The 13,971-nt window shown below is 73.5% G+C and carries 13 protein-coding genes and 1 tRNA gene; 7 read left to right on the forward strand and 7 right to left on the reverse strand.

From position 1 onward, the window contains the following. Positions 1 to 204 precede the first annotated feature (204 nt). Entirely contained in the window at positions 205 to 1,311 is a 1,107-nt protein-coding gene (locus M8316_RS06835; protein WP_250053143.1) for an ATP-dependent DNA ligase, read from the reverse strand. A 65-nt stretch (positions 1,312 to 1,376) separates the two neighbouring features. After that, positions 1,377 to 1,862, reverse strand: a complete 486-nt coding sequence (locus tag M8316_RS06840; RefSeq protein ID WP_250053144.1) for a hypothetical protein — start codon at positions 1,860 to 1,862, stop codon at positions 1,377 to 1,379. A gap of 131 nt (positions 1,863 to 1,993) precedes the next feature. Here M8316_RS06840 and M8316_RS06845 point away from each other — a divergent pair. Then, positions 1,994 to 2,072 (forward strand) — tRNA-Gln (locus M8316_RS06845). Between the two features lie 34 nt (positions 2,073 to 2,106). Here M8316_RS06845 and M8316_RS06850 read toward each other — a convergent pair. The 4 genes from M8316_RS06850 to M8316_RS06865 form a co-directional block, all read right to left on the reverse strand. Beyond that, the gene (locus M8316_RS06850) at positions 2,107 to 2,613 is read right to left on the reverse strand and encodes an SRPBCC family protein (RefSeq protein WP_250053145.1); all 507 of its coding nucleotides are present in this window, start codon (positions 2,611 to 2,613) and stop codon (positions 2,107 to 2,109) included. A gap of 114 nt (positions 2,614 to 2,727) precedes the next feature. Continuing rightward, positions 2,728 to 3,720 carry a peptidoglycan-binding domain-containing protein gene (locus M8316_RS06855; protein WP_250053146.1) on the reverse strand — a complete coding sequence of 331 codons (993 nt, stop codon included), beginning with the start codon at positions 3,718 to 3,720 and terminating at the stop codon, positions 2,728 to 2,730. A gap of 46 nt (positions 3,721 to 3,766) precedes the next feature. Continuing rightward, positions 3,767 to 4,093 carry an Rdx family protein gene (locus M8316_RS06860; RefSeq protein WP_250053147.1) on the reverse strand — a complete coding sequence of 109 codons (327 nt, stop codon included), beginning with the start codon at positions 4,091 to 4,093 and terminating at the stop codon, positions 3,767 to 3,769. Between the two features lie 30 nt (positions 4,094 to 4,123). Beyond that, positions 4,124 to 4,765, reverse strand: coding sequence for a type VI secretion system tube protein Hcp (locus tag M8316_RS06865; protein WP_250053148.1), 642 nt, complete (start codon positions 4,763 to 4,765; stop codon positions 4,124 to 4,126). Between the two features lie 325 nt (positions 4,766 to 5,090). Here M8316_RS06865 and M8316_RS06870 point away from each other — a divergent pair, with 325 nt between their 5' ends. The 4 genes from M8316_RS06870 (at position 5,091) to M8316_RS06885 (ending at position 8,897) form a co-directional block, all read left to right on the forward strand. Continuing rightward, positions 5,091 to 5,489 carry a VOC family protein gene (locus tag M8316_RS06870; protein ID WP_250053149.1) on the forward strand — a complete coding sequence of 133 codons (399 nt, stop codon included), beginning with the start codon at positions 5,091 to 5,093 and terminating at the stop codon, positions 5,487 to 5,489. Positions 5,490 to 5,680: 191 nt separating this feature from the next. After that, entirely contained in the window at positions 5,681 to 6,691 is a 1,011-nt protein-coding gene (locus M8316_RS06875; RefSeq protein ID WP_250053151.1) for a glycosyltransferase family 2 protein, read from the forward strand. Beyond that, the gene (locus tag M8316_RS06880) at positions 6,688 to 7,425 is read left to right on the forward strand and encodes a class I SAM-dependent methyltransferase (protein ID WP_250053153.1); all 738 of its coding nucleotides are present in this window, start codon (positions 6,688 to 6,690) and stop codon (positions 7,423 to 7,425) included. The genes M8316_RS06875 and M8316_RS06880 overlap by 4 nt, the downstream gene beginning before the upstream one ends. Continuing rightward, complete coding sequence (locus tag M8316_RS06885; protein ID WP_250053155.1) at positions 7,422 to 8,897, forward strand: hypothetical protein; 1,476 nt, start codon at positions 7,422 to 7,424, stop codon at positions 8,895 to 8,897. Before M8316_RS06880 ends, M8316_RS06885 begins: the two co-directional genes overlap by 4 nt. Before the next feature lie 1,373 nt (positions 8,898 to 10,270). Here the strand turns inward: M8316_RS06885 and M8316_RS06890 are convergent. Further along, complete coding sequence (locus M8316_RS06890) at positions 10,271 to 10,957, reverse strand: hypothetical protein (protein WP_250053157.1); 687 nt, start codon at positions 10,955 to 10,957, stop codon at positions 10,271 to 10,273. A gap of 313 nt (positions 10,958 to 11,270) precedes the next feature. On the opposite strand from M8316_RS06890, the gene glmU reads away from it, so the two are divergent. Continuing rightward, the gene (gene glmU, locus M8316_RS06895) at positions 11,271 to 12,728 is read left to right on the forward strand and encodes a bifunctional UDP-N-acetylglucosamine diphosphorylase/glucosamine-1-phosphate N-acetyltransferase GlmU (protein ID WP_308195972.1); all 1,458 of its coding nucleotides are present in this window, start codon (positions 11,271 to 11,273) and stop codon (positions 12,726 to 12,728) included. 201 nt (positions 12,729 to 12,929) lie between these two features. Next, positions 12,930 to 13,910: a ribose-phosphate diphosphokinase gene (locus M8316_RS06900; RefSeq protein ID WP_250053159.1), complete on the forward strand. Its 981-nt coding sequence runs from the start codon at positions 12,930 to 12,932 to the stop codon at positions 13,908 to 13,910. Positions 13,911 to 13,971 lie beyond the last annotated feature (61 nt).

The raw sequence follows: 13,971 nt of genomic DNA on the forward strand, positions 1-13,971 counted from the left end.
CCCTGCCGAGGGGGTGAGTGGAGGGGCTGACGGCCCCGGGTGCTCGCCTCGGCGCCGCCTGTCTGCGGCCGCCGCTGACGGGCGGGGCGTCGCAGGACCGGAACAACGCACGCGGGGGCGCGCCGTCAGGCCGCTGACCTGGGCAGACGATCAGGCCGCGTCGCTGTGTCGCCCGTTGTTCCGGTCCGGCGACGGACGCGGCGGTCAGCCGCCCAGGATGGCGCCCAGGTCGTAGCCGACCACCTGCTCGAGCTGGTCGTAGCCGCAGGACGCGGGGTCGCGGTCGGGGCGCCAGCGCTTGAAGTGCGCGGTGTGCCGGAACCGGCGTCCCTCCATGTTGTCGTACTTGACCTCCAGCACCCGCTCGGGGCGCACCGGGGTGAAGGAGAGGTCCTTGCCCTGCGACCAGCGACTCTGCGTGCCCGGCACGCGGTCGGGGTTCGCGATGGCCCACTCCTGCCAGGCGCCCCACGGGTGCTCCTCGATGGGGCAGACCAGCGGCTGGAGCTCCTCGAACAGCTCGGCGCGGCGCGCGGCCGTGAAGCTGGCGCTCACCCCGACGTGCTGGAGGCCGTGCTCGCTGTCGAAGAGGCCGAGCAGCAGCGAGCCGATCAGCGGCTTCTCGGGGGTGGAGGTCTTGTGCTCGCGGTAGCCGGCCAGCACCACGTCCGCGGTGCGCTCGTGCTTGATCTTCAGCATCGTCCGCTTGTTCTGCTCGTAGACCGAGCCGAGCGGCTTGGCGACCACGCCGTCCAGGCCCGCGCCCTCGAACCGACGGAACCAGTCGCCTGCCTCCTCGGGGTCGGCGGTCACCCGGGTGAGGTGGCAGCGCGTCGACTCGTCCAGGTGGCCCAGGGCCTGCTCGAGCCGCCCGCGTCGCTCCTGGAGGGGGAGTCCGGTCAGGTCCTCGTCGCCGAGCGCGAGCAGGTCGAAGGCGACCAGCTCGGCGGGCGTCTCCTGCGACAGCTTCGTGATCCGGGACGCGGCGGGGTGGATGCGCTCCTGGAGCACCTCGAACTCGAGCTTGCGGCGCCCGTCGGGCTGGGGCAGCGCCACGAACAGCTCCGCGTCGAGCACGCAGCGCTCGGGCAGCTCGGCCAGCACGGCCTCGACGACCTCGGGGAAGTAGCGGGTGAGCGGCTTGGTGTTGCGGCTGGCCAGCTCCACCTCGTCCCCGTCGCGGAAGACGAGGCACCGGAACCCGTCCCACTTGGGCTCGAACAGCAGACCGCCGTGCTTCGCGGGGTCGGGCACGCCGGAGACGGCCTTCGCCAGCATCGGCTGCACGGGCGGCATGACGGGGAGGTCCATGGGCCGACCCTAGGACCTGGCCCCGACACGCCGCCCGACGTGCGGCCCGGCGCTCGGACCGGGGCTCAGCCGAAGTACGCCCGGGACTTGGCCTTGAGGAAGCCGTTGAACACGAACCCCACGACGGGGCTGCCGGTGAACATGGAGGTGGTGCCGGTGGAGAGGTCCACGGTGACGGGGCGCGTGACCTGCCCGAACTCCTGGCGCTGCTTCGCGGCCGCGGCCTGGGCGGCCGGCGGGGTCACCTCGTTGCCGACCAGCACCGGGAAGAGTGCGGTGCCCGACTGGAGGCCGTTGTAGAGGCCCTTCTTGTTCAGGTGCGACCACTGGGCCGCGTCCGCGACGAAGCCCTCGAGCGCGGGCAGGTCCACCCGGTCCCACGGCAGGGCCAGCACCATCGTGTGCAGGCGCGAGCCCATCCACTGGATCTTGAAGTCCTTGCGGTAGCCGAGCAGGGCGCGTCCGCCGCGCAGCTCGGCCTCGCTGACGTCGCAGCCGTCCTGCTGCAGTCGGTCACGCAGGCCGGCGAGGTACTCGTCGTGGGTCGTCATGGTGACCATGCTCCCGGGTGGGCGCTGCGGGTGGGCACCTGGGGTCGGTGCTGGGGTGGGCGCCGGGTGGACGGGCGCGGTGGTCCCGAGGTGCTGGGCCACCGGTGGGGCCCGTAGCCTGTGCGGCACATTCCCCGGTTGGTCTGCCGGCAGGGCCCGCCTGACTTTGAATCAGGACTAGCGACGTAGGTTCGACTCCTACCCGGGGAGCAAGGTCAGGAGGCGTCGCAGGACGAACGCGCCCCTAGCCCTGCCGCCGCCGCACGGTCCTCGCCAGCACTCCGAGGCCGGCCTTGAGGCTCTGCTCGGGCACGACCGGGAAGATCGCCTTCCACTCGGGCCGCGCCGTGGACCAGTCGTAGTAGCTGGTGACCAGCGTGCGGGGCGAGCCGTCCGCGCTCGCCGTCGCCGGGTCCAGCCGGTAGCCGTAGCGGTGCCCGATCGGTGGCTTGACCGTGCCGATGATGGACCAGGCGATCTCGCGGTCGGGCTCGTAGACCTCGATCACCACCTCGACGTCGTACTCGCCCATCGGCAGGTCGCCGAGCGCCTCACGGTCCATGTGCACGGTGAAGCGGTCACCCACGGCGGAGACGACGTCTCCCGTGGCGTCCATCAGCATGCCGGAGGCGTCCACGTCCACGTGGCCCTGCGGGTCGCGGAGCAGCGAGAAGACGGCACTGGCAGGCGAGGCGAGCATGCGTGACACCTCGATCCGCTCGGCGGGGTCCTGCTCGGTCGATGCGCTCATGGTCGTCAACGTAGACGCCTGTCGGCCGGCTCACTCAGGACGGATGTCATGGATCGCCCGGATCGACGCCCTCGCGGTCTTCACCGCCGCAGGCCGCCCCGCGTGCCGCATGCCTCAGGAGATGGCTGGTGCGCCGCCCTCGTGGGCCACGATGTCGCGGGCGAGCGACTCCCACTTGGCGTACGCGTCCGGGTAGGCCGAGCGCTGCACGGCCTGGGCGGCCTGGGTGACGGTCATCGACTGCCAGCCCGAGATGTCGAGCAGCCCGGGGTTCGGGGTGTGGGTGGCGACGCCGTAGAACGCCTGCGAGGCGAGGACGGGGTCGGTGCACTGCGCGACGGTGCCCCAGCCCTGCGAGGGGCGCTGCTGGAAGAGGCCCACCGAGTCGCGGTCGCCGTAGTCGATGTTGATGAGCGTCGACTCCTGCATCGCCGTGGCCAGCGCGATCACCCAGCCGTACTCGGGCACGCCGGCGCCCTTGCCGACGCCGATGATGGTGCGCGCGTTCTGCCGCTGCTCGTCGGAGAGCGAGTCGTAGGAGGTGCCGGGCGTGCCGGTGCTGCCACCGAAGAGCGACTCCCAGGTGTTCGGCCCGGCGACGCCGTCGACGCTGAGGCCGCGGGAGGACTGGAACGAGCGCACAGCGCTGTCGGTCGCCGGTCCGAACGCCCCGTCCGTGGCCAGCGACGCCCCGCGCTTGTTGAGCTCGACCTGGAGCGCCTGGACGGCCGGGCCGCTGTCGCCCTGGCGCAGGGTGCGCACCAGCGCGCCGATGGTCTGCGGGCCGGCCATGCCGTCGGCGGTGAGGCCGCGCGAGGACTGGAACGCCGAGACCGCCGCCTCGGTGCCCGAGCCGTACTGGCCGTCCGCGGCCGTGGAGAGGCCGCGGTCGGTGAGGAGGTACTGCACGGCGACGACGTCCGCGCCGCTGGAGCCGACCTGGAGCACGGGGTAGGCCGCGCTCGCCGGTGCGGTGGAGGTGGCCACCAGGCCCACGGACAGCAGTGCCGTGGTCAGGAGGCCGGTCAGGGCTGCGAGGAGCAGCCGGGGGAGGGAGCGCCCTCGTGAGGGCGCGCTGGATCCGTGGATGTCCCGAGAATGGATCATGCCCCCAGCCCACTACGGGCCGGTGGTGGTCTGCAAGGGGTGCAGGTCAGTGGGCGGCGCGGTCCGCGTGCCCGAGCGGGCGGTCGGGGGCGACCAGGTCGCGGACGCGGCGCTTGAGCTCGGTGATCTCCGGGAAGCCGCCGTCCCGCTTGCGGTTCCAGACCGGGGTGCCGTCCACGTCCACCCGGAAGACGCCGGCCTCGGCCTCGGTGGAGGCGGGCAGCAGGGCCACCTCGCCGAGGTCGGTCTCGAAGGTCTGGAGCAGCTCGGCGGCGTACCACTGCGCTCGCAGCAGCCAGCGGCAGCGGGTGCAGTACCGGATCTCCACGCGGGGCCGGGACGTGGTCGGGTCGGGCACGGCGGTGGCGTCCATGACGCGATCCTCCCACCGCCGTCCCGGGCGTCAGGCCGTGGTCGGCCAGTCGACCTGCGCCTGGATGCCGGTGTCGAGGTCCGTCATCTCCAGGCTCTCGTACATCAGCGCGATGGTGACCCGGGACCGGTCGGCAGGCTTGCCGACCAGGCGGTAGGACAGGACCCGCGGCCGCTCCAGGACGATCCGCTGGAGCGCGACGCGGGCCCCGCTCTCGTCGCGACCAAAGGTGGTGAAGACGCACCGGCGCAGCACCTCGTTGTTCTCGATGGCCTGGAGGAAGAGGGGCGTTGCGCGGCTGACGTTGGTGGTGAACGTCAGCGGCTGGTGCTCGTTGCGGCCGCTGACGCGGCCGGAGGAGAGCACCGCGTCGATCCCGTGGGTCAGCGAGGTGATGAGGTAGGCGCCCTCCTGCCCGCGTCCGGTCCCGTCGCCCTCGAACGTGTACTGGCTGCCCTCGCAGCGGCCGACGATCGGGAGCGCGCCGGCGGCAGTCGTGGCGACGTCGGCCCGCACGGTCGGGACGGGGCGGCTGTGCCACGCCAGGAGTGCGAGGACGAGTGCCGCGACCGCGAGCAGCGCGACGGTGCGGACCAGGCCGGAGCGGGCCAGGTCGCCGAGCGTCGGGTGGGTTGGCGTCGAGCGGGTGGGCGAGGTGTGGGTGTTCGTCATCGGCTGACACTCACGCGGTGTCCGGGGGGCGTCCACCCTTGTGCCGGGACGCCGTCCGGAAGAGACCGGGGCCCTGAGGCCGGGTGCGGTCCTCCTCGCGGAGGACGCGCACCCGGCTGGGCCCCGGATGTGCGGTGCCGACCCCCCGGACGACACCACCACCGAGGTTGGACGACGGGTGCAGGGCCGTCCAGCGGAATCGGGCTGACCGGACGTTCCCGGACGCTCGCCCGGACAACCGGCCGCGCGGATCCGGACAGGTCGTGTCCGGATCGGTGCTCGTCTCGGCGTGGACGGACCCGCCGCCGGCGAGCAGCATGCCCCCATGGCTTGCTTCGTCTCCCACACCACCGTCGACTGCCGCGACGCCTACGCCCTCTCCCAGTGGTGGAAGGCGCTGCTCGGCTACACCGACCTCCCCGACGACCCCAACGAGCCCGGGCACGAGGAGTGCATGATCCTCGACCCGGACACGGGGCACCAGCTGCTCTTCATCGAGGCCGAGCCGGCTCCCGGGCGCAACCGCCTGCACCTCGACCTGCGCCCCCGCACCGGCACCCGGGACGAGGAGCTCGCCCGCGTCCTGGCCCTCGGGGCACGGCAGCTGCACGACCGTCGCCTGCCGGACGGCACCGGCTGGGTCGTGCTCGCGGACCCCGAGGGCAACGAGTTCTGCGTCCTGCGCTCGGAGGAGGAGGTGCGCACGGGGCCGCAGCCCGGCTGACCCAGCCCCGCAAAAACCAGTCCGAACCGGGCCGGCCGGGCGGCAGGTGACGCCCCGACGACGCTGCGGTGACCGGCGGATGCACGCTCGCCGAGGAGTGCGCGGCGCCCGTTCCGCCACGCTGCGAGCCGCCCTAGCGTGCCTGCTCAGCCCCTGCACCGCGCCGGGGCACGACGAGCCGGAGGTCGGTCGTGAAGCTGGTCGTCCAGGTCCCGTGCCTGAACGAGGAGGAGACGCTCGGCTCCGTGCTCGCCTCGATCCCGCGCGACATCCCGGGCATCGACGAGCTCGAGGTCGTCGTCGTGGACGACGGGTCGACCGACCGCACGAGCCAGGTCGCCCTGGCGCACGGCGCCCACGTCGTCCGGCACCGTCGCAACGAGGGGCTGGCCCGCTCCTTCACCGACGGCGTCGACCACGCGCTCGCGCTGGGCGCCGACATCGTGGTCAACACCGACGGCGACAACCAGTACCCGCAGGCCCGGATCGCGGACCTCGTCCAGCCGATCGTGCTCGGCGCCGCCGACATCGTCGTGGCGGACCGCCAGACGCACCTGATCGCCCACTTCTCGCCCGGCAAGAAGCTGCTCCAGCGGATCGGCAGCGCGGTGGTCAACCGGGCCGCGGGCACCGACCTGCCCGACGCGGCGAGCGGGTTCCGCGCCTACTCGCGCGAGAGCCTGCTGCGGCTCAACACCGTCACCCGCTTCTCCTACTGCATGGAGACGATCATCCAGGCCGGCTACAAGCGGATGGCCATCGTCTCCCTGCCCGTCACGACCAACGCCCGCACGCGTGAGTCGCGGCTGTTCCGCAACCACCGCCAGCACGTGTTCCGGTCGGCGGCCGCCATCACCCGCGCCTACGTGATGTACCGCCCGTACATGATCTTCGGCTGGTTGGCGGGCGTCTTCGCGGTCCTCGGCCTGGCCCCGTACGTGCGGTACGCGGTGCTCGTGGCGCAGGGGGACGGCGGCGGGCACGTCCAGTCCCAGGTGGTCGGGCTCGGCCTCGGGCTGATGGCCGCGCTGTGCCTGATGCTCGGCATCGTGGCGGACCTGATCCGCGCCAACCGGCACCTCATCGAGGTGGGCCTCGAGCACACGCGGCGGGCCCGGTACGAGGCCGGCGTCCGGAGCCGGGTGCTGGCCACCCTCCAGCCGCCCGTCCGACCCGGCGCCGAGAGCGAGGGCCTGCGGTGAAGACGCTCTACATCCGGGTGCTCCGCGTGCTCCGTGGAGTGCTGACCCGCCTCGGCGTGGTCGCGCTGCTGGAGCGCCGTTCCCCGCGCTCGCGCACGGCCACGTGGCTGCTGTCGCTGCTGGCGATCCACGACGTCGACGCCCTCGTCCGACTGGACGTGGCGTGGTGGACGTTCGACAGCCTCGACCGGGTCCAGGCCTTCCTGGCGGTGCACCGGCCCGGGCGGGCGGCCCGGGTCTTCGAGTGGGGCTCGGGGGCCTCCACGCTGTGGCTGGCCGAGCGGGCCGGTGAGGTGCACTCCGTCGAGCACGACGCCGGCTGGGCGCAGGTGCTCGCACCCCGGCTGCCGGGCAACGTCGACCTGCGCGTGGTGGCGCCCGTGCCGTCGTCCTCACCGACGGTGCCCTCGGCCAAGCCGGGCCACGCGGGCCTGGACTTCTCCGCCTACGTCTCCGCCATCGACGACGTCGAGGGCGAGCTCGACCTGGTCGTGATCGACGGACGGGCCCGCGAGGCGTGCCTGGCGCGCGCCCTGGAGCGGCTGGCGCCCGACGGCCTGGTGGTCTTCGACAACGTCGACCGTCGCCGCTACGTGGAGGCGATCGACGCCCAGGTCGCGGCCTCCGGCGGGCGTCTGCAGGTGGTGGTCTCCCGGGGGCTGACCCCGGCGCTGCCCTACCCCACGCGCACGGCCCTGCTGCGCCTGTCGCGGGCCGGCAGCCGCACCGCATGAGGGCGTGGGCGCTGCGGGGCTCGGCGGTGCCCCTGCTGCTGGCCGTGCTGGTCTGGCTGGCCGGGGCGCAGGTGGCGCTGGTGTCCTCGATCCCGAGCTGGGCCAACGACGAGGCGCCCTACGTCGGGTACGTGGCGCACCTGGCCGAGGGCAGGCTGCCGACGATCGACTCCCCGATCGTGGCCGACCCCGGGGACGTGCCCCGCGGCGCCCGGGTGCTGCTGGGCTGGGACGCCGCGCACAAGGACACGTGGGTGGCCAACCACCCGCCGTTCTACGTGGCGCTGCTCGTGCCCGTGTGGGAGCTGACCCGCGACGACGTCTCGCACGTGGTGATCGCCATGCGGCTGGTCAACACGGCCGGCTACGGGGTGTGGGTGCTGCTGGTCGGCCTGCTGACCCGGGCGCTGGTGCCCCGGCGTCCGGCGGTGGCGGCGCTGGCCACGATCGTGGCGGTGACCCCGAGCCTGGTGCTCCGCTCGGGCTTCGCGCAGTCCGACGGGTGGGGCAGCGCGGCCGCGCTGCTCCTGCTGCTGATGACGGTGCGGATGCTGCACGGGGGCCCGGAGGAGGTGACCCGGCGCAGGGTCGTGGTCGCGGCCCTGGCCGGGACGCTGGCCGCCGGCACCCGGGCGCCCGGGGTGCTGGCCGTGGCGGCCTGCGCGATCGCGCTCGGCCTGGCGTGGCTGCTGTCCCGACGGGCGGCGCGACGACCCCGCTACCTGGTGGCGGCCGCGGTGGTGGGCGGCGTGCCGGCGGCCGCGACGTCCTGGTGGTACCTGCGCAACCTCTCCCTCTACGGCGACCTGACGGGCCAGGGCGCGCTCCTGGAGAAGTTCCAGCGCTCGCCGGTCACCTCGCTCGCCGACCTCGGCCGCGTGCCGGGGTTCGACGAGCCGATCCTGGCCGCGTCGGTCGCGGTGGTCGTCGGGCTGCTCGTCGTGCCGGTGCTGGCCGTGCGGCGCCTGCCGCTGCTGCCGGGGGCGTGGCGGGCCGGCTGGCGGCCCGACCCCGGCTGGCTGCTGCTCGGCTCGCTGTCGCTGGTCACCTTCGTCAACACCGCGGGCTTCGTGCGCGACGGCGGCGGCTTCCACGACCGCTACACGATGCAGGTGATCGCGTTCCTGGCCACGCCGGTCGCGCTCGCGATGGTGGCGCTGCTGCGCCCGCGCCGCGAGGTCGCGCGGGACGGGGCGGCCGACTGGCGCCGCGCCACCGGCTGGTCGGTGGTGATGACGGTGTGGACGGTCGGCGGCCTCGCCGTGCTGGAGTGGAGCACGATCTTCAGCTACCAGCAGACCTACCCGGCGGCCGGTCCGTGGCCGTGGGTGCTGGGGCTCGGAGCGCTCGCGGCTGCGGCGGCGGTGCCGTGGGTGATGCGGGAGCGGACCCGGCACGAGGCCCGCCGGGAGCGGGAGGCTGCTCGACCCGCAGCCACCCCGAGCGCCACGCCCGCAGCACCCCTGCGCTGAGCGCCAGGGCCGCGGCGGTGCACAGGCCGACCTCGACCGGACGCTCGAGCGCGCCGACCACGAACGCGTTCCGCGTCCACACGTGCGCGACCGGCACGAAGAACCCGTCCAGCGCCGACCCGGGCACCAGCAGCACCAGCTGCAGCACGGCGACGGGGGTGAACCAGCGGCGGGCCCGCGGCCCCATCCGATGCGCGGTGAGCGCGAGCGCGGGGGCGGCGGCCACCACCAGCTCCAGGCTGGTGCGGTAGGCGTAGAACTGGTCGCCGCCGCTGAACCGCACGAGCAGCCCCTGGGTCGCCAGGTAGACGAGCCCGCTGACGGCCAGCCAGCGTGCCCAGTCGGGCAGGTCGGGCCAGCCGCGACGCAGCGCGGGCGCCAGGACGAGCAGCAGCGGCGTCCACACGAGCAGGCCGCGGTCGGGGGAGACGAGGAACCCGGCGGCGTTGACCAGGAGTCCGAGCGGGTCGGTGAGGTAGCCGCCGGCGGTGCTGGTGAAGTCGCCGGCGCGGTAGCCGGAGGTCGGGTCCCACGAGCCGTACGTCCAGCGGGTCCAGCAGGCCATCAGCCCGAGCAGCGCCAGGCTCGGGACGCCGACGCGCACGGCGACCAGCGGACGCCGCCGACTCCACGCGACCCCGAGGCCGAGGACCGCGCACACCACCGCCGCGTGCACGCGGCCCCACAGCACGACGCCGCCGGCCAGGCCCGCCAGCCACCACCGCTCCCGATCGGCGGCCCAGGCGGTGGCGACGATGCCCAGCGCGGTGAGCGTGTGCGGCCAGACCCCGTCGGCCGCGACCGACCACAGGGGCGTGGCCAGCCCCAGCAGGCCGGCGGCCAGCAGCGCCTCCCGGTCGCCGCGGTGCCGCCGGACGAGCGAGAAGAAGAGCGTCACGGTGCAGGCCGTGAGCAGCGCGGCGGTGAGGCCGCCGGGCAGGGCGGTGATCGCCGGCGCCCCTGTGAGCACGTGCTCGAGCCAGTACGCCGGGACGACGGCGGCGATCACGCCGGGGGAGCGGCCGACCGCCTCGCGGCCGTCGGCGGTCTCGACGATCCAGGTCTCGCGGATGATGTTGTCGTCCAGCAGCGGGAAGTTGCTGATGTCGGGCACGGGGTCGCCGGTGCGGGCGAGGTGCCACGCGGCGAAGTCGGCCGTGTAGACGTCCGGGCTGGGGTTCGTGCCGATCGTCGGGACGTAGACCGCCGCCAGGCCCAGGAACAGCAGCAGCGGCAGGAGTCGGCGTCCGGCGCGTCGGTGCATCCGGCCAGCCTGGCGCCCGGGGGTGGCGTCAGGGTGCCGGGCGGGTGGCCACCCGGTGACGTCCGTCGGTCACCGGGTGGCTGCCCGGGCACGGGTCAGGTGGGGCGGGTCAGCTGTGGAAGGCCCCGCCGGTGAACAGGCAGACCTTGCCGGCGCCGAACGGGCCGTTGCCGCCGGGCAGCGCGCCGGTCTTGAGGGCGCCGCCGGACCAGCCGCGGATCGTGGTCCCGTCGGGCGCGAGGATGAGGAAGTCGCTGCTGTCCTCGGCGTCGGAGTCGGCGGTGCCGGCGCTGGCGCTGTCCTCCTCCATGATCCGATCGGTCTCGGGGGTGTCCACGTCGAGGAAGCCGCCCTCGGTGACGAGGGAGTCCTCGCGGGAGTCCATCAGCACCCCGTCCACCTTCGTCGAGACCGCCACGACGTAGTTGATGGTGGTGCCGACCATGAAGCACTTGCCGTAGACGGTGATCGGGCCCTGGCGGAGCAGGACGACCTTCTTCGCCGCCGCCAGGGAGGCGGTGTAGTCGTCGCCCGCGGAGGCCAGGACGCGCTTGCGGCCGAAGAAGGTGACGCCGGCGGCGCCGTCGGCCAGGTCGGCGGCTCGCAGGCTGCCGTCCTTGACGTCGAGGCCCGTGAGGGAGCCGTTCTTCACGTCCTGGCCGGTGATGAGGCGGGCGGCGGTGGCCGGGGCCCCGGTGGCCACGAGGGCCAGGACCAGGGCGAGCAGGCTGATCACCAGCGGTGCGGACGGGCGGCGGCGGCGGGGGTGCACGGGCATCTCGGGCATCTCGGGCATGGGGGGATCTCCTGGTGAGGAGCGGCGCGCGAAGGTGGGGGAGCCGGAGGTCGGCCGAAGCGCCGCCCGTCGAAAGTAGGGCTCGCCGCGGGCGGGGCGTGATCCGTTTCACGGCGCCCTGACCGGCGGCGAGAGGCTGGTCGCTCGGTGCCGACCTGTGCTCGCGGTGCCCCGCCGCGTCCGTGCGGGGGTGTGGGCCGGACCGGCATGGGGGAGGAGGGAGGTGTCCCGCCTAGAGTGGGGCGTCTGTGCGGGCCGGTCGGGCCGCTCCGCACGGCCGACCACCTTCCTCGACCCGACTGGAGTCGCTTCCGTGCAGCAGCCGGTGCTCACCGACCTGACCGTCGTCGTCCTCGCCGCGGGCGGGGGGACGCGCATGCGCTCCAAGACGCCGAAGATGCTGCACGCCATCGGCGGGCGCTCGCTGGTCGGGCACGTCCTCGCGGCGGTCGAGCAGCTGAGCCCGCGCCGCGTCGTCACGGTCATCGGCCACCAGCGCGAGCTGGTCGGGCCGCACGTGAGCGAGCGGATGCCGACGGCGCAGCTCGTCGTGCAGGAGGAGCAGGGCGGCACCGGCCACGCGGTGCGCGTCGGCGTCGAGGCCGCGGACGTCGCCACCGGCACCGTGCTCGTGGCCTACGGCGACACCCCGCTGCTCACGGGGGAGTCCCTGCGCGACTTCGTGGCCACCCACGAGGCGGCGCAGCGCGCGGTGAGCGTGCTCTCGGGCGTCGTCCCCGACCCCAGCGGCTACGGCCGGATCGTGCGCGACGCCGACGGGGACGTCGTCCGGATCGTCGAGCACAAGGACGCCGACCGCGACGAGCTCGAGATCGCCGAGGTGAACTCCGGGATCATGGCCTTCGAGGCCGGCTTCCTGCGCGAGGCCCTGCCCCGGCTCTCCAACGACAACGCCAAGGGCGAGTACTACCTCACCGACCTGCTGGGCCTGGCCCGCGAGGCCGGGCTCCAGATCGGTGCGCACGTCCTGGACGACGTCGTGCAGACCGAGGGCGCCAACGACCGTGCCCAGCTGGCCGGCCTGGCCCGCATCCTCAACGACCGCGTGCTGAACCGGTGGATGAGGGAGGGCGTGACGATCGTCGACCCGGCCACCACCTGGATCGACGTGGACGTCGACCTGGCCCAGGACGTGACGATCCTGCCCGGTACCCAGCTGCTCGGCGCCACGTCCGTCGGCGAGGACGCCGTGGTCGGCCCCGACACCACCCTGCGCGACTGCGAGGTCGGCGCGGGCGCGCACGTGGTGCGCGTGCACGGTGAGCTCGCCGTCGTCGGCGCGGGGGCGGACGTCGGCCCCTTCTCCTACCTGCGCCCCGGCACCCGCCTGGGCGCCGGCGGCAAGATCGGCGGCTTCGTCGAGACCAAGAACGCCGTGATCGGCACCGGCGCGAAGGTGCCGCACCTCTCCTACGTCGGCGACGCCGAGATCGGCGAGGGCACCAACATCGGCGCGGGCACGATCTTCGCCAACTACGACGGCGTGGCCAAGCACCGCTCGGTGGTCGGCAAGCACGCTCGGACCGGCTCGAACAACACCTTCGTCGCCCCCGTCGAGATCGGCGACGGCGCGGCCACCGGTGGGGGAACGGTCGTGCGCGGGACGGTGCCCCCGGGTGCTCTCGCCGTCAGCGCCGGCCCCGTGCGGCTGATCGAGGGCTGGGCCCTCGACAAGCGCGCAGGCACGGCCCAGGCGGACGCCGCCCGCGAGGCCCTCGACGCCGCGGACGAGGCGGGCACGGAGGCCTGACCCGGCGTCCAGACCCGGCCCGACGAGGCCGAGCAGATGGGTAAAGGATCGGTGACGAACCGGTGACACGCCTGTGACCTGCGCCTTCGTCCGACGTGTCGTTCGCGACGTGCCCAGCGGCCGGTCCGGAGTTGGCCGCGCCTGCTGTGCGGGGCAGAATCACCAGCGCCTTTGCAGCCGTCGACCAGGAGTGGTGCGCGCATGACCGGTTACAAGAGGACCACCGAGAAGAACCTCATGGTCTTCAGCGGTCGGGCACACCCGGCTCTGGCCGAGGAGGTCGCCGAGATCCTCGGCACCGACCTCGTGCCGACCAGTGCCTACGAGTTCGCCAACTCGGAGATCTACGTCCGCTACGAGGAGTCCGTCCGCGGGTGCGACGCCTTCGTGATCCAGAGCCACACGGCTCCGATCAACGAGTGGATCATGGAGCACCTGATCATGGTGGACGCCCTCAAGCGGGCCTCCGCCAAGCGGATCACCGTTGTCATGCCGTTCTACGGCTACGGCCGCCAGGACAAGAAGCACCGCGGCCGCGAGCCGATCACGGCCCGCCTCGTGGCGGACCTGTTCAAGACCGCCGGTGCCGACCGGGTCATCTCCGTGGACCTGCACGCCGACCAGCTCCAGGGCTACTTCGACGGCCCCGTCGACCACCTGATGGCGCTGCCGATCCTCACCGACTACGTGCTGGAGAAGTACGGCGACCAGCCGCTCTGCGTCGTCTCCCCGGACGCCGGCCGGATCAAGGTCGCCGAGCGCTGGTCCGCCAAGCTCGGCGGCGCCCCGCTGGCCTTCATCCACAAGACCCGCCGCACCGACCGTCCCAACGAGACGGTGGCCAACCGCGTCGTCGGTGAGGTCACCGGCAAGATCTGCGTGCTGACCGACGACATGATCGACACCGGCGGCACCATCGTGAAGGCCGCCGAGGCCCTCATGGCGGACGGCGCGGCCGGCGTCATCATCGCCGCCACCCACGCGATCCTCTCCGACCCCGCTGTCGACCGGCTGAAGAACTGCTCGGCCATCGAGGTCGTCGTCACCAACACCCTCCCGATCCCGGAGGAGCGGAAGTTCGACAAGCTCACCGAGCTCTCGATCGCCCCGCTCATCGCCCGCGCGATCCGGGAGGTCTTCGAGGACGGGTCGGTCACGTCCCTCTTCGACGGCCACGCCTAGACCCGGCACCACCCCGCCGAGTCGGCAGCAGCTCTCTGCCGACTCGGCGCTCGTGCGTCCT

Source organism: Nocardioides bruguierae (assembly GCF_023554635.1).
Lineage (GTDB): Bacteria > Actinomycetota > Actinomycetes > Propionibacteriales > Nocardioidaceae > Nocardioides > Nocardioides bruguierae.

Bases quoted from the DNA above. Each gene is read 5' to 3' on its own strand.
- M8316_RS06855 (WP_250053146.1), bottom strand. From the start codon at position 3,720: ATGATCCATTCTCGGGACATCCACGGATCCAGCGCGCCCTCACGAGGG.
- M8316_RS06890 (WP_250053157.1), bottom strand. From the start codon at position 10,957: ATGCCCGAGATGCCCGAGATGCCCGTGCACCCCCGCCGCCGCCGCCCG.
- M8316_RS06900 (WP_250053159.1), top strand. From the start codon at position 12,930: ATGACCGGTTACAAGAGGACCACCGAGAAGAACCTCATGGTCTTCAGC.
- M8316_RS06865 (WP_250053148.1), bottom strand. From the start codon at position 4,765: ATGACGAACACCCACACCTCGCCCACCCGCTCGACGCCAACCCACCCG.
- M8316_RS06850 (WP_250053145.1), bottom strand. From the start codon at position 2,613: ATGAGCGCATCGACCGAGCAGGACCCCGCCGAGCGGATCGAGGTGTCA.
- M8316_RS06870 (WP_250053149.1), top strand. From the start codon at position 5,091: ATGGCTTGCTTCGTCTCCCACACCACCGTCGACTGCCGCGACGCCTAC.
- M8316_RS06860 (WP_250053147.1), bottom strand. From the start codon at position 4,093: ATGGACGCCACCGCCGTGCCCGACCCGACCACGTCCCGGCCCCGCGTG.
- M8316_RS06840 (WP_250053144.1), bottom strand. From the start codon at position 1,862: ATGACGACCCACGACGAGTACCTCGCCGGCCTGCGTGACCGACTGCAG.
- M8316_RS06885 (WP_250053155.1), top strand. From the start codon at position 7,422: ATGAGGGCGTGGGCGCTGCGGGGCTCGGCGGTGCCCCTGCTGCTGGCC.
- M8316_RS06835 (WP_250053143.1), bottom strand. From the start codon at position 1,311: ATGGACCTCCCCGTCATGCCGCCCGTGCAGCCGATGCTGGCGAAGGCC.